The sequence below is a fragment of the Lentzea sp. NPDC051208 genome (genome assembly GCF_040682435.1).
GTDB classification, from domain to species: Bacteria; Actinomycetota; Actinomycetes; order Mycobacteriales; family Pseudonocardiaceae; genus Lentzea; species Lentzea kristufekii.
This window is the reverse complement of record NZ_JBFBAW010000037.1, coordinates 1-16,529: the sequence shown is the minus strand read 5'-3', so window position 1 is coordinate 16,529 and position 16,529 is coordinate 1. Positions and strand designations below refer to the sequence as shown.

At 68.6% G+C, this 16,529-nt stretch carries 17 protein-coding genes and 1 riboswitch; of the genes, 4 read left to right on the top strand and 13 right to left on the bottom strand.

Annotation, left to right across the window (positions count from 1 at the left end):
* Window positions 1-175 precede the first annotated feature (175 nt).
* Complete coding sequence (locus AB0M48_RS44470) at window positions 176-823, bottom strand: pyridoxamine 5'-phosphate oxidase family protein (RefSeq protein WP_363855073.1); 648 nt, start codon at window positions 821-823, stop codon at window positions 176-178.
* 317 nt (window positions 824-1,140) lie between these two features.
* Between AB0M48_RS44470 and AB0M48_RS44465 the strand changes: the two genes are divergently transcribed.
* Both AB0M48_RS44465 and glyA read left to right on the top strand, forming a co-directional pair.
* Window positions 1,141-2,244, top strand: a complete 1,104-nt coding sequence (locus AB0M48_RS44465; protein ID WP_363855070.1) for an FAD-binding oxidoreductase — start codon at window positions 1,141-1,143, stop codon at window positions 2,242-2,244.
* Window positions 2,245-2,250: 6 nt separating this feature from the next.
* Window positions 2,251-2,335, top strand: a riboswitch (ZMP/ZTP riboswitch).
* Between the two features lie 13 nt (window positions 2,336-2,348).
* Entirely contained in the window at window positions 2,349-3,569 is a 1,221-nt protein-coding gene (gene glyA / locus AB0M48_RS44460) for a serine hydroxymethyltransferase (protein ID WP_363855067.1), read from the top strand.
* On the opposite strand, the gene AB0M48_RS44455 is transcribed toward glyA, so the two are convergent.
* Complete coding sequence (locus tag AB0M48_RS44455; RefSeq protein WP_363855064.1) at window positions 3,549-4,124, bottom strand: helix-turn-helix domain-containing protein; 576 nt, start codon at window positions 4,122-4,124, stop codon at window positions 3,549-3,551. The genes glyA and AB0M48_RS44455 overlap by 21 nt on opposite strands.
* 83 nt (window positions 4,125-4,207) lie before the next feature.
* Here AB0M48_RS44455 and AB0M48_RS44450 point away from each other — a divergent pair, with 83 nt between their 5' ends.
* Complete coding sequence (locus AB0M48_RS44450) at window positions 4,208-5,107, top strand: SDR family oxidoreductase (protein WP_363855062.1); 900 nt, start codon at window positions 4,208-4,210, stop codon at window positions 5,105-5,107.
* On the opposite strand, the gene AB0M48_RS44445 is transcribed toward AB0M48_RS44450, so the two are convergent.
* From AB0M48_RS44445 to AB0M48_RS44405, 9 genes are all read right to left on the bottom strand, one after another.
* A complete protein-coding gene (locus AB0M48_RS44445) occupies window positions 5,089-5,592 on the bottom strand; it encodes a hypothetical protein (protein WP_363855059.1) in 504 nt (167 codons plus the stop codon). The two genes, AB0M48_RS44450 and AB0M48_RS44445, sit on opposite strands and share 19 nt — an antisense overlap.
* Window positions 5,589-6,017, bottom strand: coding sequence for a helix-turn-helix transcriptional regulator (locus AB0M48_RS44440; RefSeq protein WP_363855057.1), 429 nt, complete (start codon window positions 6,015-6,017; stop codon window positions 5,589-5,591). The genes AB0M48_RS44445 and AB0M48_RS44440 overlap by 4 nt, the downstream gene beginning before the upstream one ends.
* 5 nt (window positions 6,018-6,022) lie before the next feature.
* Entirely contained in the window at window positions 6,023-7,186 is a 1,164-nt protein-coding gene (dnaJ, locus tag AB0M48_RS44435; RefSeq protein WP_363855054.1) for a molecular chaperone DnaJ, read from the bottom strand.
* A 17-nt stretch (window positions 7,187-7,203) separates the two neighbouring features.
* Window positions 7,204-7,821 carry a nucleotide exchange factor GrpE gene (gene grpE / locus AB0M48_RS44430; protein WP_363855051.1) on the bottom strand — a complete coding sequence of 206 codons (618 nt, stop codon included), beginning with the start codon at window positions 7,819-7,821 and terminating at the stop codon, window positions 7,204-7,206.
* The gene (gene dnaK, locus AB0M48_RS44425) at window positions 7,818-9,689 is read right to left on the bottom strand and encodes a molecular chaperone DnaK (RefSeq protein WP_363855048.1); all 1,872 of its coding nucleotides are present in this window, start codon (window positions 9,687-9,689) and stop codon (window positions 7,818-7,820) included. The genes grpE and dnaK overlap by 4 nt, the downstream gene beginning before the upstream one ends.
* 187 nt (window positions 9,690-9,876) lie before the next feature.
* Entirely contained in the window at window positions 9,877-10,644 is a 768-nt protein-coding gene (locus AB0M48_RS44420) for a DUF4097 family beta strand repeat-containing protein (protein WP_363855045.1), read from the bottom strand.
* 157 nt (window positions 10,645-10,801) lie between these two features.
* On the bottom strand, window positions 10,802-11,356 hold the full coding sequence (locus AB0M48_RS44415) for a hypothetical protein (protein ID WP_319983305.1): 555 nt from the start codon (window positions 11,354-11,356) through the stop codon (window positions 10,802-10,804).
* A gap of 4 nt (window positions 11,357-11,360) precedes the next feature.
* Window positions 11,361-11,939 (bottom strand): TetR family transcriptional regulator, encoded by a 579-nt coding sequence (locus AB0M48_RS44410; RefSeq protein WP_363855042.1) that lies wholly within the window; start codon window positions 11,937-11,939, stop codon window positions 11,361-11,363.
* Between the two features lie 8 nt (window positions 11,940-11,947).
* Window positions 11,948-12,271, bottom strand: coding sequence for a multidrug efflux SMR transporter (locus AB0M48_RS44405; protein WP_258946500.1), 324 nt, complete (start codon window positions 12,269-12,271; stop codon window positions 11,948-11,950).
* A gap of 144 nt (window positions 12,272-12,415) precedes the next feature.
* On the opposite strand from AB0M48_RS44405, the gene AB0M48_RS44400 reads away from it, so the two are divergent.
* Window positions 12,416-14,677, top strand: a complete 2,262-nt coding sequence (locus AB0M48_RS44400; protein ID WP_363855038.1) for a (Fe-S)-binding protein — start codon at window positions 12,416-12,418, stop codon at window positions 14,675-14,677.
* A gap of 59 nt (window positions 14,678-14,736) precedes the next feature.
* On the opposite strand, the gene AB0M48_RS44395 is transcribed toward AB0M48_RS44400, so the two are convergent.
* Both AB0M48_RS44395 and AB0M48_RS44390 read right to left on the bottom strand, forming a co-directional pair.
* Window positions 14,737-15,117, bottom strand: coding sequence for a phage holin family protein (locus tag AB0M48_RS44395; RefSeq protein ID WP_363855035.1), 381 nt, complete (start codon window positions 15,115-15,117; stop codon window positions 14,737-14,739).
* 32 nt (window positions 15,118-15,149) lie between these two features.
* Window positions 15,150-16,403, bottom strand: coding sequence for an SdrD B-like domain-containing protein (locus tag AB0M48_RS44390; protein WP_363855032.1), 1,254 nt, complete (start codon window positions 16,401-16,403; stop codon window positions 15,150-15,152).
* Window positions 16,404-16,529 lie beyond the last annotated feature (126 nt).

Below are 16,529 nucleotides of genomic sequence, written 5' to 3'. Positions count from 1 at the left end.
GCCGCCCGACGCAACAGGCGTGCCATCTACCTACGGACGGCGCCACCCCCCGATCAGATTGCCGGGGGGTCTGAGGGCAGAGCCCCCAGGGGAAAACACGCAACCCAAGGTCGCCGCCCGCAAGGCGACCCACCCGCCAGGTCGCGCCAGGCAAAGGCCACCACCAGCTCAGACGTCAGCCCCCGGCACCACTCGCCTTGTCGGCCTTGACCCCGAAGAAGTCCCCACCCTTCCGCTTAACATCATCAGTCCCCCAATGCCGAACCCGATCCACAGGCACCATCCGAGGGATGTGCTTACGACAGTGGACGTAGGCCTCCTGAACCTCCACCACCACCCACCGCTCGACCTTCTTCCCCCCAGGCCCAGCCTCCGCCTCCCCCTCAACGGCGAACTCCTCGAGCGGAGCAATCCGAGCCCGCCCGTTCACATGCAGCCCGATCAGATCGTCGGCGAAGTCGACCATCAGCATCCCGACGTGCGGGTTCTCCATGATGTTCCCGAGCGAGGCCATCACCCCGTTCCCCCGGTACTCGGGGTAGACGAGAGTCCGAGAGTCGATCACCCGCAAAAAACCAGCAGGCCCCGCACGCAGCGAGGAGTCGCACTCCCCGTCCGCATCAGCGGTCGAGATGAAGGCCATCTCCATCCGCCCCACGAACTCGGCCATCGCGGGGTTGAGGTGATCGAGAACCTGGTCCGAGTAGAAGCGTGTAGCGCGGTCGGACGTCTCCAGGGCACATTGGAGGAAGTGCTCGCCGCGCGAGCCGGGGAGCTCAACACGGTCGGGTGAGGTGGTTTCAGTCAGCTCAGGCAGGGACACGCGCCCAACCCAAGCACGCAAGCACGCAACCCGGTACAGACGGGCCCTCACATTCACACTGTTGCGGTAACAACTACTCACCTAGAGTGACCATGCTTCGCTCGAAGGTGGCATCAAGGAGTCAAACGGCTCGATCAGGGGTTACTGTCCACCCTGTCGGGGGACGGATGCTTGACGAGGACGAAAGGCGCCTTGCCGGCGCCACCCAGAACGACGATGAAGAACGTGGAGACTGCGCGCGGACCATGACTGCGAACGCTGTGCTGAGCCCCATCCCTACCCCGCCCCACCGAGAGCCCCCGCCTGGTGTCACCGCGATGGTGCGGATGATCCGGGAGAGCTTCGCGGTGGTGGAGCCGCATTCCGAAGAAGTGGCGAAGTTCTTCTACGGAATGCTCTTCTCGCTCTCGCCTGCCACACGCGAGATGTTCCCCGCGAACATGGAGGTGCAACGCAGCCGTCTGCTGCGCGCCCTCGTGCACGTGGTGCAGATGGTCGACCGCCCGGACGACCTCATCCCCTTCCTGCGTCAGCTGGGTCGTGACCACCGGAAGTTCGGTGTCATCAACGTCCACTACGAGGCGGTCGGGACGGCACTGCTGTCCGCGGTGAAGAAGTTCTCCGGCGCCGCCTGGACGCCCAAGGTCGAGATGGCGTGGGCCGAGGCCTACACCCTCATGGCCAGGGCGATGCAGGAGGCGGCCGACGCCGACAACGGGCCCGCCTACTGGCACGCGACGGTGCTGGAGCACCAGCGCGTCTCGTGGGACCTGGCCGTCGTGCGCCTGCAGCCGGACCACCCGGTGAGCTACAAGGCCGGTCAGTACGTCAGCGTGGAGACGCCCCAGCGCAAGCGCCTGTGGCGGTACTACACGCCGGCGAACGCACCGCGCGAGGACGGCGTCATCGAGTTCCACATCCGGTCCGTCGACGGCGGCTGGGTGTCCCGCTCGGTGGTCGGCCACACGCAGGCCGGTGACACGTGGCGCATCGGACCGCCCATGGGGCGTCTCTCGGTCGACCGCACGGCCGGGACGGACATCCTGATGGTGGCCGGTGGCACGGGTGTCGCGCCGATGCACGCGATCATCGACGAGATGGCGCAGTACGGCGAGAACCCGCGCGTGCACCTGTTCTACGGCGGCCGCACCCGCGAGGACCTCTACGACCTGGACAACCTGCAGCGCATCGCGACCACGAACCCGTGGCTCACGGTCGTGCCGGTGCTGGAGTCCGACCCGGGCGTCCGGGGTGTCGAGCAGGGCAGCCTCGCCGACGTGGTCACCCGCTACGGCGCGTGGGAAGACCGCGACGTCCTGGTCTGCGGCAGCCCCGCCATGATCAGATCGACGGTGTCCCGCATGCTGGTCGCCGGAACTCCCCTCGACCGGATCAAGTACGACCCGTTCACGCTGGACTAAACTCGGCACGTCGAAAGCGACTGGCGTGCCGAGGGTGGAAGTGACCACCGGGAAGCGACGGCCGAGCGCACCGAACGCCTGGGTGCCCGGCACGGAGTGATGCCGTGCTGCGCGAAGTCGATCCCGAGATCGCCACCCTGATCCAGGCCGAGGAACACCGCCAGGCCCGCAAGCTGCGCATGATCGCGTCCGAGAACGACGTGTCGGCGGCCGTGCTCGAGGCAACGGGCTCGGTGCTGACGAACAAGTACTCCGAGGGCTACCCCGGCAAGCGGTACTACGAGGGCCAGCAGGTCATCGACCAGGTCGAGCTGCTGGCTCAGGACCGTGCGAAGGCGCTCTTCGGCGTCGACCACGCGAACGTCCAGCCGTACTCGGGTTCCCCGGCGAACCTCGCCGTGTACCTGGCGTTCCTGCAGCCGGGCGACACCGTGATGGGCATGGCCCTGCCGATGGGCGGCCACCTCACGCACGGCTGGAGCGTCTCGGCCACCGGCAAGTGGTTCCGCAGCGTCCAGTACGAGGTCCGCAAGGACACCGGCCGCGTCGACATGGACGAGGTCCGCGCGCTCGCGCTCGCCGAACGCCCGAAGGTGATCTTCTGCGGTGGCACGGCGATCCCGCGCACCATCGACTTCCCGGCGTTCGCGGACATCGCGCGGGAGGTCGACGCGCTGCTGGTCGCCGACATCGCGCACATCGCCGGGCTCGTCGCCGGTGGCGCGCACCCGTCGCCGGTCGGGCACGCGCCGGTGATCACCACGACCACGCACAAAACGCTCAGGGGCCCGCGCGGCGCCATGATCCTCACCGACGCCGCGCACGCGAAGGCGATCGACCGCGCGATCTTCCCCGGCCTGCAGGGCGGCCCGCACAACCACACGACGGCCGCCATCGCCGTGGCGCTCAAGGAGGCCTCGCAGCCGGAGTTCCGCGACTACGCGCACATGATCGTGAAGAACGCGCAGGCGCTCGCGGAGGCGTTGCTGGAGCGCGGGTTCGACCTGGTGTCGGGCGGCACGGACAACCACCTGGTGCTGATCGACCTGACGTCCAAGCTGATCGGCGGCAAGCCGGCCGCGCAGGCGCTCGACCGCGCGGGCATCGAGCTGAACTACAACGCCGTCCCGTTCGACACCCGCAAGCCGTTCGACCCGTCCGGCATCCGGCTCGGCACGCCGGGCATCACGACGCGCGGCCTCAGGCCCGAGCAGATGCCGTTGATCGCGGACTGGATGGACCGCGCGATCGCCGCCCACGACAACGACCAGGCGCTGGACCGCATCGCCGCCGAGGTCGAGGAACTACTCGGCTCGCTCAAGTGAGCCGAGGGCCACGCGCACGTCGCTGAACGTCCGGCGGGCGACTTCCGCGAAGTCCCCGCCGGTCTCCAGCCAGCGCTCGTAGCCGTGGTTGAAGGCCAGCACGCCCAGCTCCGCGGCCACGGCGGCCTCCAGTTCCGGCACGCCGCGCTGCTTCAGCGCGTCCGTCATCGCGACGGCGAATCCGACCATCTTCAACGCGGCCCGCTCGCGCAGCTCGTCGTTGCCCGCGATCACCGCGAGCCGCTGCGGCCCGTGCGCCCGGCGCTCGTCGGTGAACGTCCCGGCCGTCGCCATCAGCGCCGCCTCGACCGCCTCCAGCGGCCCTGCCTGCGCGGGGGCGCCGGAGATCGCGCCGGTCATCAGCTCGGCCAGCACGTCCTGGCCACCGAAGAGCACCTCGCGCTTGTCCCGGAAGTGCCGGAAGAACGTGCTCTTCGTGAGGCCCGCACGCTCGGCGATCTGCGCGACCGCGGTGTTCTCGTACCCCTGCTCGCTGAACAGGTCGAGTGCGGCGCGCACCAACCGCTCCCGCGCGTCCGGCTCCCATCGACCCATGGCTCACATCCTAAGTGATGCGACTCAGTCCCATCACTCTGCTACGGTGATAAGACCAAGTCCCATCACTTGAAGGAAGTGCCATGAAGGTCTTCGTCACGGGTGCCAGCGGCCACGTCGGCTCCGCGCTGGTTCCGGAACTGCTGCGAGCGGGACACCAGGTCGTCGGACTGGCCCGTTCCGACGCCTCCGCCGCCAAGCTCGACGCCCAGGGCGCCGCGGTCCGGCTCGGCGACCTGGACGACCTCGACGGTCTGCGCAAGGGCGCGGCGGAGGCGGACGCCGTGATCCACCTGGCGTTCAAGCACGACGAGATGTACGCGGGCGACTACCAGGGCGCCTCCGACGCCGATCTCGCCGTCGTCCAGGCGTTCCTGGACGAGCTCTCCGGCACCGGCAAGGCGCTGATCGGCACCGCCGGCACGCTGTCGTACTCGGGCTTGGGCCGCACCGCCACCGAGGAGGAGCGGGTTTCGAGCGAGGGCCCGCGCGGCGCCGCGCGCAACGCCGTCATCGACGCGCAGGACGTGCGGGGCTCGGTCGTCGTGCTGCCCCCGACCGTCCACAGTGCACTGGACACGGCGGGTTTCATCCCGATCCTGGTCAGGACCGCCCGCGCCACCGGTGTGTCCGGCTACCCCGGCGACGGCACGAACCGCTGGTCGGCCACGCACACGCTGGACGCGGCGAGGCTCTACCGGCTGGCCGCGGAGAAGGCCCCCGCCGGCTCGGTGCTGCACGCGGTCGCGGAGGAGGCCGTGACGATGCGGGAGATCGCCGAGGTCATCGGCCGGAAGCTGAACGTGCCCGTCGAGAGCATTCCGGAGGAACGCGCCCAGGAGCACTTCGGCCCGCTCGCGTTCATGGTCTCGCGGGACGCACCCACGTCCGGTGCGCGCACGCAGGCGTTGCTGGGCTGGCAGCCGAAAGAACCCGGCGTCCTGGAAGACCTGGAGGCCGGGTTCTACTTCGACGAGAGCTGAACTTCGAGCTTCGAATGGGCTTCGGACAGGACGCCGTCGGGGTCTGGTCCGGCCAATGCGGATTCTTCCAGCACGGCAAGGGTTTCCGGCCGGTGCAGCCACTCGGCCAACGGCCCTTCGTCCGGCCCTTCCCGCACCAGTCCCGCCAACGCTATCGGCGTGGCGAGGAAGTAGTCCTGCACGGCCGACCGCTCCCGCGGATCACCCTTCGCGTGGACCTCGGCCGCCAGGCGCAGCCAGAAGAAATCCGCTTCGAGCTCGCCGAGTGCGATCAGGTCCAGCACACGCGGAAGCAGGTACCGCACGAAGGCCTCGTCGCCGATCGTGCCCGACTTCAGCCAGAACTTCTCGACCTGGCCGGAAGTCAACTCGCGCAACGGCACGGTGGTGAACGGCGCGACGCTCGCCGCGTCCACGCAGTGGTCGCAGTGGGCGACCACTCGCGGACGCGGCGCCGCGAAGACCTCGTAGAGACGCTCGATCACTTGCGCGGCTTCGGCTTCCACACGACGAGGGCGGTCTCCCGCCGGATCGGGACCAGGTCCCGCCGGTAGGAGGCGTGCACCGCGGCGGCCGCGGAGTCCGCCGCCGCCATCGCCTGCGCGAGCTCCTGCTGGAGCTCGGCGACCCGCGACCGCAGGGCGTCCACCTGGTTCTCCAGGTCGATGATCCGCTTGATGCCGGCGAGGTTCACGCCCTCGTCCTGCGAGAGGCGCTGGACCTCGCGCAACAGCACGATGTCGCGCATCGAGTAGCGGCGGCCACCACCGGACGTGCGGCCCGGCGAGACCAGGCCCATCCGGTCGTAGGACCGCAGGGTCTGGGCGTGCAGGCCCGACAGCTGGGCTGCCACCGAGATCACGAAGAACGGCGTGTCCTCATCGGTCCCCGGGGGGAACGGAAAACCCACCGAACTCACCGCCCTTCAAGAAGTGCGTTCAGATCGCCGCGCGGGTCGTGGTCCTTGGTCGCGTCCGCATACGCCTCGAGGGCTTTGCGGGCCTCGGACGACAGGTTGTTCGGCACCGCGACCTCCAGGGTGATCAGGAGATCGCCCGCGGTCCCGTCCCGCTTCGTGATCCCCTTGCCCCGCGCCCGCAGCACCCGCCCGGAGGCGGTGCCGGCGGGCACCTTCAACGAAACCTTGCCGTCGAGCGTGGGCACGGTCAACGTGCTTCCGAGCGCGAGCTCGGAGAACGTCATCGGCGCCGTCAGCGTCAGGTCGTTGCCCTGACGCCCGAAGATGCTGTGCGGGTTGACGTGCACGCGCACGAACAGATCACCGCTCGGCCCACCGTTGCGGCCCGGTTCGCCCTGTCCCGCAAGGCGGATCCGCTGGCCGTCGGCGACCCCGGCGGGGATCCGGACGGTCAGCGTGCGGCTGCGGGTGCTGACACCGTCGCCACCGCACTCGAGGCACGGGTCGTCGATGATCCGGCCGGTGCCGCGGCAGTCGCGGCACGGCTCGCTGAACGCGAACGCGCCCTGCGACCGCGTGACGAGGCCGGAACCCGCACACGTCGCACAGGTGTGCGGCGTGGTGCCCGGCTTGGCACCGGAACCGTTGCACGTCGTGCAGGCGGCGGGGGACGACAGGCGCAGCGGCACCGTCGCTCCCTTCACCGCCTCGGTGAAGTCGATGCGGACGTCGGTCTCGACGTCCTCACCACGGCGCGGACGCGTGGGCGAACCCGCCGCCGCGCCGCCGCGCCGGTTGAACAGCCCGCCGAGCAGGTCACCCAGGCCACCGCCACCGGTGCCCTGCGCGGCGCGACCGAACAGGTCGTTGACGTCGAACCCGCCGGAGCCGAAGCCACCGGAGCCGGGGAACCCGCCGCCGCCCGCGAACAGGCGACGGGCTTCGTCGTACTGCTTGCGCTTGGCCGGGTCCGACAGGATGCCGTAGGCCTCGGAGACCGCCTTGAAGCGGGCCTCGGCCTTGGCGTCACCGGGGTTCGCGTCGGGGTGCAGCTCGCGGGCGAGCTTGCGGTACGACTTCTTGATCTCGTCCGCGGTCGCCTCGGAGGAGACGCCCAGCTCGCGGTAGAAGTCCTTCTCGATCCAGTCCCTCTGACTCACCGGACGGCTCCTCCTCCCTAGGCTTCTTCGGACGGTGCGGCGGGCTCGTGGTCGGTCACCGCGACGAGCGCGGGCCGGACGAGCTTGTCGCCGAACGTGTAGCCACGACGCAGAACGGCAGTGACGGTCGGGCCGTCGACGTCCGGGGACGTGCTGTGCTGCACGGCCTCGTGCACCGACGGGTCGAACGCCTCGCCGTCGTGCGCGAACGGCTCCAGGCCGGTCTTCTGCAGCGCGGACACGAGCTTGTCCGCCACCGCCTTGAAGGCACCGGTCAGGTCGCCGTGGGCGGCGGCCCGCTCGATGTCGTCCAGCACGGAGAGCAGTTCGGAGGCGACGGACGCCTTCGCGTTGTTGATCACCGCTTCCCGGTCGCGTTCCACCCGCTTGCGGTAGTTCGCGTACTCGGCGGTGAGCCGCTGCAGGTCGGCGGTGCGCTCGTCGAGCTGGGTCTTCAGCTCGGCGGCCACCTCGTCCACGACCTCGGCGACCAGGGGCTCTTCTACCGGAGCACTGTCCTCGGCAGCGTGGGCCGACGGCCGGACCTCGCCCGTTTCGGGGTCGATCCGGCGCCGGTCGTTCACGACTACCTGAGGCTGCTCCTCGTCAGGGGCGGCATGCCTCGGTTCGGTCACTTCTTCTCGTCCTCGTCCACGATCTCGGCGTCGACGACGTCGTCCTGGCCGGTCTTGGCACCGGCGCCCGCACCAGCGGCACCCGGAGCGTCAGCGCCGGGGGCCTCGGCACCGGCGGCACCCGGAGCGTTGGCGTAGATGGCCTGGCCGATCGCCTGGGACTCGGTCGCGAGCTTCTCGACCGCCGTCTTGATGGCGTTGATGTCGGTGCCCTTGAGCGCCTCGTTCGCCTCGGCGATCGCGGCGTTGACCTTGTCCTTGATCTCGGCCGGGAGCTTGTCGTCGTTCTCCTTGACGACCTTCTCCGTCTGGTAGACGAGCGTCTCGGCCTGGTTGCGGACCTCGGCCTCCTCGCGGCGGCGCTTGTCCTCCTCCGCGTGGGCCTCGGCGTCCTTCACCATGCGGTCGATGTCGTCCTTCGGCAGCGCGGAGCCACCGGTGATCGTCATCGACTGCTCCTTGCCGGTGCCCAGGTCCTTCGCCGACACGTGGACGATGCCGTTCGCGTCGATGTCGAAGGTGACCTCGATCTGCGGCACGCCACGCGGGGCGGGCGGCAGGCCGGTCAGCTCGAACATGCCGAGCTTCTTGTTGTGCGCCGCGATCTCGCGCTCACCCTGGAAGACCTGGATCTGCACGGACGGCTGGTTGTCGTCCGCCGTCGTGAAGGTCTCGGAACGCTTCGTCGGGATCGTGGTGTTGCGCTCGATCAGCTTGGTCATGATGCCGCCCTTGGTCTCGATGCCGAGGGACAGCGGGGTGACGTCGAGCAGCAGGACGTCCTTGACCTCACCCTTGAGGACACCGGCCTGCAGGGCGGCGCCGACGGCGACGACCTCGTCCGGGTTCACGCCCTTGTTGGGCTCGCGGCCGCCGGTCAGCTCCTTCACGAGCTCCGCGACGGCGGGCATGCGGGTCGAGCCACCGACGAGCACGACGTGGTCGATGTCGCCGACGGAGACGCCGGCGTCCTTGATCACGTTGTTGAACGGCGCGCGGGTGCGCTCGAGCAGGTCGTTCGTGATGCGCTGGAACTCGGCGCGGGACAGCGTCTCGTCGAGGAACAGCGGGTTCTTGTCCGCGTCGACCGTGATGTAGGGCAGGTTGATCGAGGCGTTGCTGGAGCTCGACAGCTCGATCTTGGCCTTCTCCGCAGCCTCGCGGATGCGCTGGAGGGCCATCTTGTCCTTGGTCAGGTCGATGCCGTTGGCCTGCTTGAAGCGGTCGACCAGCCAGTCGACGACGCGCTGGTCCCAGTCGTCGCCACCGAGGTGGTTGTCACCGGAGGTCGCGCGGACCTCGACGACGCCGTCACCGAGCTCGAGCAGCGAGACGTCGAACGTGCCGCCACCGAGGTCGAAGACCAGGATGGTCTGCTCCTTCTCGCCCTTGTCGAGGCCGTACGCCAGAGCGGCGGAGGTCGGCTCGTTGACGATGCGGAGCACGTTGAGGCCCGCGATCTGGCCGGCCTCCTTGGTGGCCTGGCGCTGCGCGTCCTCGAAGTAGGCGGGGACGGTGATGACCGCGTCGGTGATCTCTTCGCCCAGGTACGCCTCGGCGTCGCGCTTGAGCTTCATCAGCACGCGCGCGCTGATCTCCTGCGAGGTGTACTTCTTGCCGTCGATCTCGTCGGTCTGCCAGTTGGTGCCGACGTGACGCTTGACCGACCGGATGGTGCGGTCGACGTTGGTGACGGCCTGGTTCTTCGCGGGCTGACCCACGAGGACCTCGCCGTTCTTGGCGAACGCGACGATGGACGGGGTCGTCCTGGAGCCCTCCGAGTTGGCGATGACCGTCGGCTCACCGCCTTCGAGGACTGCGACGACCGAGTTGGTCGTCCCGAGGTCGATGCCGACTGCACGCGCCATTGGAGTTCCTTCCGCTAGTACTTGTTGAGCGTTGCTGGCTCAAGTTTGCCATCCCACCCAACGTTGAGCCTACCCGACTCAAGCTTTCTGACTGTCCCAACGGCCGACAAGGTCTGCTTGTTCCCTCACAACGCACCGAGGGCCACCCCTTGTGGAGTGGCCCTCGACACAGTCCCCCTGATCGAACTCAGGCGGCGAACACCTGCACGTCCCCGGAGCTGGCGGTCAGGCTGAGTTCGAGCGCCGCGCCGGGATCGGTCGGGACGTGGATCGCACGCTCACCGCTGCCCGACGATCCGGTGATCTTGAACGGACCCCCCGGCACCCGGACGGTGACGTCGCCGGACCCGCTGTTGGCCCGCACCGACTTCGCCGCCGACAACGTCAGGGCGATTCCCCCGGAGTCGGCTTTGGCGATCACCTCGTTCTCCAGCGAGGTGCCCTCGATGTCCCCGGAACCGGTGTCGAGCAGCGCCTTGCCCTTGACCGCGGTCAGCACGATCCGGCCGGACCCCATGTCGGCCGTGACCGCGCCACCGATCCTGGTGCCCTCGAAGCCACCGGACCCGGTCTTCACCTTGACGTCCCCCGAGATGTCGCGGGTGGTGATCCTGCCGGAACCGGTCAGGAACTCGACGGAGGCCAGCCCCTCGACGATCACGTCCCCCGAGCCGATGTCACCGACCACCGTCGTGTCCGCGGACGGCACCAGGACCTCGTAGTTGATCTCGCAGTCCCTGCCGCAGCCGTCCAGCACCAGCGTGTTGCCCTCGACGCGGTGTGCGATGCCCGACGGCTTGTTGTCCCGCTCGTGCTCGACCCTGCGGTGGACCTTCGTCTCGCTCAGGCCCTGCTGGTACCGGATCGTCACGTCCCCGGAGTCCTGGTCGCTGCGGACCTTCACCGAGGTGATCTTCTCCGCGACGGCGTGGTCGTCGGAGAACTCGTACTTCATGATGCGAATGCCACAGCCAGTCAGTCCTGTGAGCACCGCCCCCGCAAGCAACGCCACCAGCGCCGTCCTCATCATGAGCACAAAACTAGAGGTGGCGGCGCTCGGTCACACGGCTGCAAGCCCCCGGAGAGGGGGTGGGGCTGTCCCTACCCGGCTCTCAGACCAGGTCTTCGAGCACCGCGCGCAACGCGGGAGCCGTGCGCGCCGGGTCGTTGAGGAACCTCGTCGACGCCAGCACGTGCGCGGGAGCGATCCGTTCCCACAGCAGGCCGTCCACCGGCACCTCGGCGATGTGCAGCTCGACGCTCTGCGCCCACCGGCCGATGCGAGACTCGATGCCGCGCAGCACGTCGCCCATCGGCAACGCGGCGGGGCTCTGCACCTGGTGCAGCTTCTCGATGCCCGGCTTCAGCGCGACCACCACGGCACGGCTGGCCGGGCGGGTGAGCAGCGCCTCGGCGTCCTCGGCGGTCAGGGGTTCGGCTCCACGCCGGCACGCGTCCAGCGCGTCGTTCCACCAGCCCGGCCACTCGGCGGTCACCGCGGCGCGGTCGGTGCCCAGCGGCACCTGCACCGGCAACGACGGGTCCAGGCCCGGCACGTGCGGCTCGACGTCGACCGACAACGCCAGCGAGTCGCGCACGTAGAGCGCGGCGAGCAGCCCCAGGCTCACCCCGTGGCTGATGCCGGACACCTCTCGCGCGAACTTCATGACCTCATTCTTCCCGCGGGGCGACCGTGAAATCGTCGCAGCCGCGGATCAAGAAGGACACGATTGGCTCCAGCTCGTCCCCGTTCGGAGCAACGTCGGCGATCAGGCCCTGCAACAGCAGCCCGTCGATGGCCGCGAGGAACGCCCGGAACGCGACGGGATCCGCCGGCCGCACCACCTCCACGGCCAGGTCCAGCCACCGGCGCGCAGCCTGCTTCAGCTCAGGACGCCTGCCCGCCAGCAGGTACAGCTCGTACTCGGCGAGCGTGCGGCCGCGGTTCTCGTTGACCGCCTTCGCCAGGCTCTGCGCGATCTCGCGGGCGCTGCCGCCGCTCGCGACGATCTTCAGCATGTCGTCGCACAGCTCTTCCGCCGACCACAGCAGCGTCGCGATCAGCAGGTCGTCGAGCGTCGCGAAGTAGTAGGTGGGTGCCGTCGTCGGCACGCCCGCCTCACGGGCGACGCTGCGATGCGTCACGCCCGCGACGCCGTCGCGTTCGATCACGCGCAGGGTGGCCTCGACGATGGCGCGCCGCTTCTTCTCACCGCGCGCCTTGCGTCCGTCGACCTTCTGCAACTCCACTGCCGCGGTCAGTGCGTCCTCCCGAGTTCGAGCGTCACCACGCCTCCGATGATCAGGACCAGCCCGATGACCATCGTGGGATTGAGGGTTTCGCCGAGGAACTTCCAGCCGATGATCGCGACCGACGCAACACCGATGGCGGACCACACGGCGTATGCGACGCCCACGGGCATACCCAACTTCAACGCGCGCGAAAGCACGGTGAAGGCGATGGCGTAACCGACGACGACGACCACGGACGGCCACAGTCTGGTGAAGCCCTCGGACAACTTCAACGACACGGTGGCGGCGACCTCCGCCACGATCGCCGCGGCGAGATACAGGTACAACACGGCGGCCTCCGGCTGCTCAGGACAACTACCTGAACAAGTGTTCCACAAGTTTTTGATCAATTTCCGGATACTTGACCGGTACGTGAGGAGACACCGGCCACGTCCAAGTGGTTACTCATCGGTAACGTGGCCTAGAATCCCGCCATGACCCTCCAGCTGGTTCTCGGACTCGTCGCCGTCGCGGTGAGCGTCGTCGCCTGGGGCGTGTTCGTCGCCGGTGTGCTGAAGCAGATCAAGATCATTCGGCTCGGCCAGCCGGACGGCACCCGCATGGGCCCGTTCGTGCCGCGCATGAAGACGATGATCGTCGAGTTCGTCGCGCACACCAGAATGGCGAAGTTCCGCTCGGTCGCCCCGTGGCACTGGATGGTGATGTGGGGCTTCCTCATCGGCTCCGCCGTGCTGTTCGAGGCGTACGGCGAGGTGTTCGACCCGCACTTCCACTGGCCGATCATCGGCACGTGGTCGGTCTGGCTGCTGCTGATCGAACTGCTGGGCCTCGGCACGGTCGTCGGCGGTGTGGCCCTGGCGATCATCCGCCAGCGCAACCACCCGCGCCGCGCCGACAGGGTCTCCCGCTTCCTGGGCTCCGACTTCAAGTCCGCGTACTTCGTCGAGGCCGTCGTGATCATCGAGGGCGTCGGCATCCTGATGGTCAAGGCGTTCAAGCAGTCGAGCGGCCTGGAGGTCGCCCCGCTGTGGACGTCGTTCGTGACGCAGCCGCTCGCGCAGATCCTGCCCGCCGCGCCCGTCTGGGTGTCGGTGATGGCGCTGGTCAAGCTGCTGAGCGGCATGATCTGGCTGATCGTGGTCGGCCGGAACCTCACGATGGGCGTCGCCTGGCACCGGTTCTCCGCGTTCTTCAACATCTACTTCAAGCGCGAGGACGACGGTGGCGTCGCTCTGGGCGCGCTGAAGCCGATGATGTCCGGCGGCAAGGTCCTGGACCTCGAGGAGGCCGACCCGGACAAGGACGTGTTCGGCGTCGGCAAGGTCGAGGACTTCACCTGGAAGGGTGTCCTCGACTTCTCCACCTGCACCGAGTGCGGCCGCTGCCAGTCGCAGTGCCCCGCCTGGAACACCGGCAAGCCGTTGTCCCCCAAGCTGGTCATCACGCAGCTGCGCGACCACATGTACGCCAAGGCGCCGTACCTGCTGGCGGGCGGCTCGCGGGACATGGCCGGTGACGAGGTCGGCCTGACCGAGGACAAGTACGAGGACTACAAGAAGCGCCTCGAGTCCATCGACGTGCTGGCGATGGCCGAGTCGGAGCGCCCGCTGATCGGTGGCCCCGACGAGCTGGGCGTCATCGACCCCGAGGTGCTGTGGTCCTGCACGACCTGCGGCGCGTGCGTCGAGCAGTGCCCCGTGGACATCGAGCACGTCGACCACATCGTCGACATGCGCCGCTACCAGGTGCTGATCGAGTCGAACTTCCCGAGCGAGCTCGGCGGCATGTTCAAGAACCTGGAGAACAAGGGCAACCCGTGGGGCCAGAACGCCAAGGACCGCCTGGCGTGGACCGAGGGCCTCGAGTTCGAGGTGCCGGTGTTCGAAGGCGAGCTGGGCGACGCGGAGTACCTGTTCTGGGTCGGCTGCGCCGGCGCGTTCGAGGACCGCGCGAAGAAGACCACGCGTGCCGTCGCCGAGCTGCTGCACACCGCGGGCGTCAAGTACACGGTGCTCGGCCCGGAGGAGACCTGCACCGGTGACCCGGCCCGCCGCGCCGGCAACGAGTTCCTGTTCCAGATGCTCGCGCAGCAGAACGTCGAGGTGCTCAACTCGGTGTTCGAGGACCGGCCCGCCGGTCAGCGCAAGATCGTCGTGACGTGTGCGCACTGCTTCAACACGCTGGCGAACGAGTACCCGCAGGTCGGTGGCACGTACGAGGTCGTGCACCACACGCAGCTGCTGAACAAGCTGGTCCGCGAACGCCGCCTGGTGCCGGTCGCGCCGGTCACCGAGGACGTCACGTACCACGACCCGTGCTACCTGGGCCGTCACAACAAGGTCTACGAGGCGCCGCGTGAGCTGATCGGGGCGTCGGGCGCGAAGCTGCGCGAGATGCCGCGGCACGAGGAGCGGTCCATGTGCTGCGGCGCCGGTGGCGCTCGCATGTGGATGGAGGAGCGGATCGGCAAGCGCATCAACGTCGACCGCGTGGACGAGGCGCTGTCCACCGCGCCGTCGAAGATCGCGACGGGCTGCCCGTTCTGCCGCGTGATGCTGACCGACGGCGTGACCGCGCGTCAGTCCGACGGCCTGGCGGGAGCGCACGTCGAGGTCGTGGACGTGGCGCAGATGCTGCTCGAGTCCGTGAAGCGCGGTACGGAGAAGCCGGACACGCCGACCGACGAGGTCCCGACCGGTACGCCGCTGCCGGACGAGGACAAGGCGAAGGCCTAGTCGAGGCAAGCGAAAGGCCCTCGGTCCGTTGTGGACCGAGGGCCTTTTTCGTTGAGCTGTCAGTCCTTGTCGGTGACCTTGTCGTAGACCACGTTCAGGACCCAGCCGGTCAGGGCGACGATGATGGCGCCCCAGAACGCGGGCCAGAAGCCGTCGACGCGGAACGGCAGGTCGAACTGCTCGGCCAGCCACCCGGTGAGCATGAACAGCAGCGCGTTCACCACGAGCCCGATGAGACCGAGCGTGACCAGGTAGAACAGGCAGCCGAAGAACTTCACGAGCGGCTTCACGATCGCGTTCACCAGGCCGAAGATCACCGCGACGCCGATCAGCGTGAGGATCCTCGACCCGGTGGAACCCTCGCCCAGGTCGATGCCGGGGAGGGCGGTCGCCACCCACACCGCCACGGCAGTCAGCAGCACATGCACCAAGATGCCCATGCCGCAGACTAACCGTGACGGGTCCTATGTGGTCAGGACCGGCGGCGGCGCGCCACGAAGACCGCGCTCGTGCCTGCCGCGAGCAGCAGGGCGCCGAGAGCCAGGAAGCCCAGCGGTGACGCGCCGGTCGACGCGAGGCCGGACTTGTTGCCCGCCTGGGCCACGGCCTGCGTGGTGGTGGTCGTGGCCGGCGCGGCGGTGGTGGTCGTCGCGGTCGGGGCGGTGGTCTCCGCACCCTTCTCGACGACCTTCGTGGCGATCTGCAGGAAGTTGTCGCTCGCGTCGACGTCCTTCAGGCCGCGCATCGTGTCGAACACGACCAGCTGCAGGCTGGTGAAGATGGTGCCGGTGGGCGCGAACGTCAGCTCGATCTCGACCGTCTCGCCGGGAACGATCTTGCGCTTGAACTCGAACTGGGTGTCGGCCTCAGCTTCGAGGCTGTCGCTGTACCGGATCAGCTTCGCGTGGAACTGCCCCAGCCCGATCAACGGCAGGACCGGCGCGTTGCCGGTGTTGACGAGCTGCACCTTCGCGGTGATCTCCTCGCCGATCAGGTAGGCGTCCTTGGCCGGCGACAGCGTGCCCTTGACGGTGATGTTCGCCGCCGCGGTGATGTAGCGCAGGTCGACCTGCTCGGTCTGCCCGGTGAGCTCACGGGTGCCGGTCGCCCAGTCGATGTCGGTGACGGCCTCGGGCTTGCCGAGGACGAGGTTCTGGTCGTTGAGCAGCGGAGCCGTGAGCGTGTAGTCGCCGAGCGGCAGGTCGAACCGGTATGCGCCGTCCGCACCCGCGGTCCTGGTCAGGTCGACCGGGGAACCGTCCTTGGCGTTGCCCGTGACCCTGAGCCCCTCGGTGACGGGCTTCTCGTCCGCCTGCTTGGTCCCGTCGCCGTTGGCATCGACGTACGCGATGCCCTTCGCGACCTGACCGACGAGCGCGAAGTCGCCGTCGGTCACCGTCTCCGAGGTCGTGTAGGAACTCTTGGTGGTGGTGTAGTTGACGAGGTTGAGGGTCTCCACCTTGTACGTGGACTTGCGCAGCTTCTCGACCCTGTACCGGCCGCTGGGGCCGACCGGGAGGTCGGTCGTGCGCCCGTCCTCGTCGGTGACCCGGACGCCGGGCCCACCGATCTGCACGCCGTCGCCCTCGTCGAAGGTGCCGTTGCCGTTGCGGTCGACGAAGACCCGGCCGGTGATGCTGATGGTCTCGTCCTGCGCGAGGGCGGGAGCGCCCGTCGCGGTCAGCACGAGCGCAGCCGTCGTCGCGACGGCGAAGGTGTTGCGCACTGATTCCCCCAGTGTCCGAATTGCTCCACTTAGAGGTCCTAACAGAATCGTTGGACGTGGCGGTAACAGATGATGCAGGTAGCGAGGCCGAGGAAGGCTTCGTGGATGTCGTCGCGGCGTTCCCAG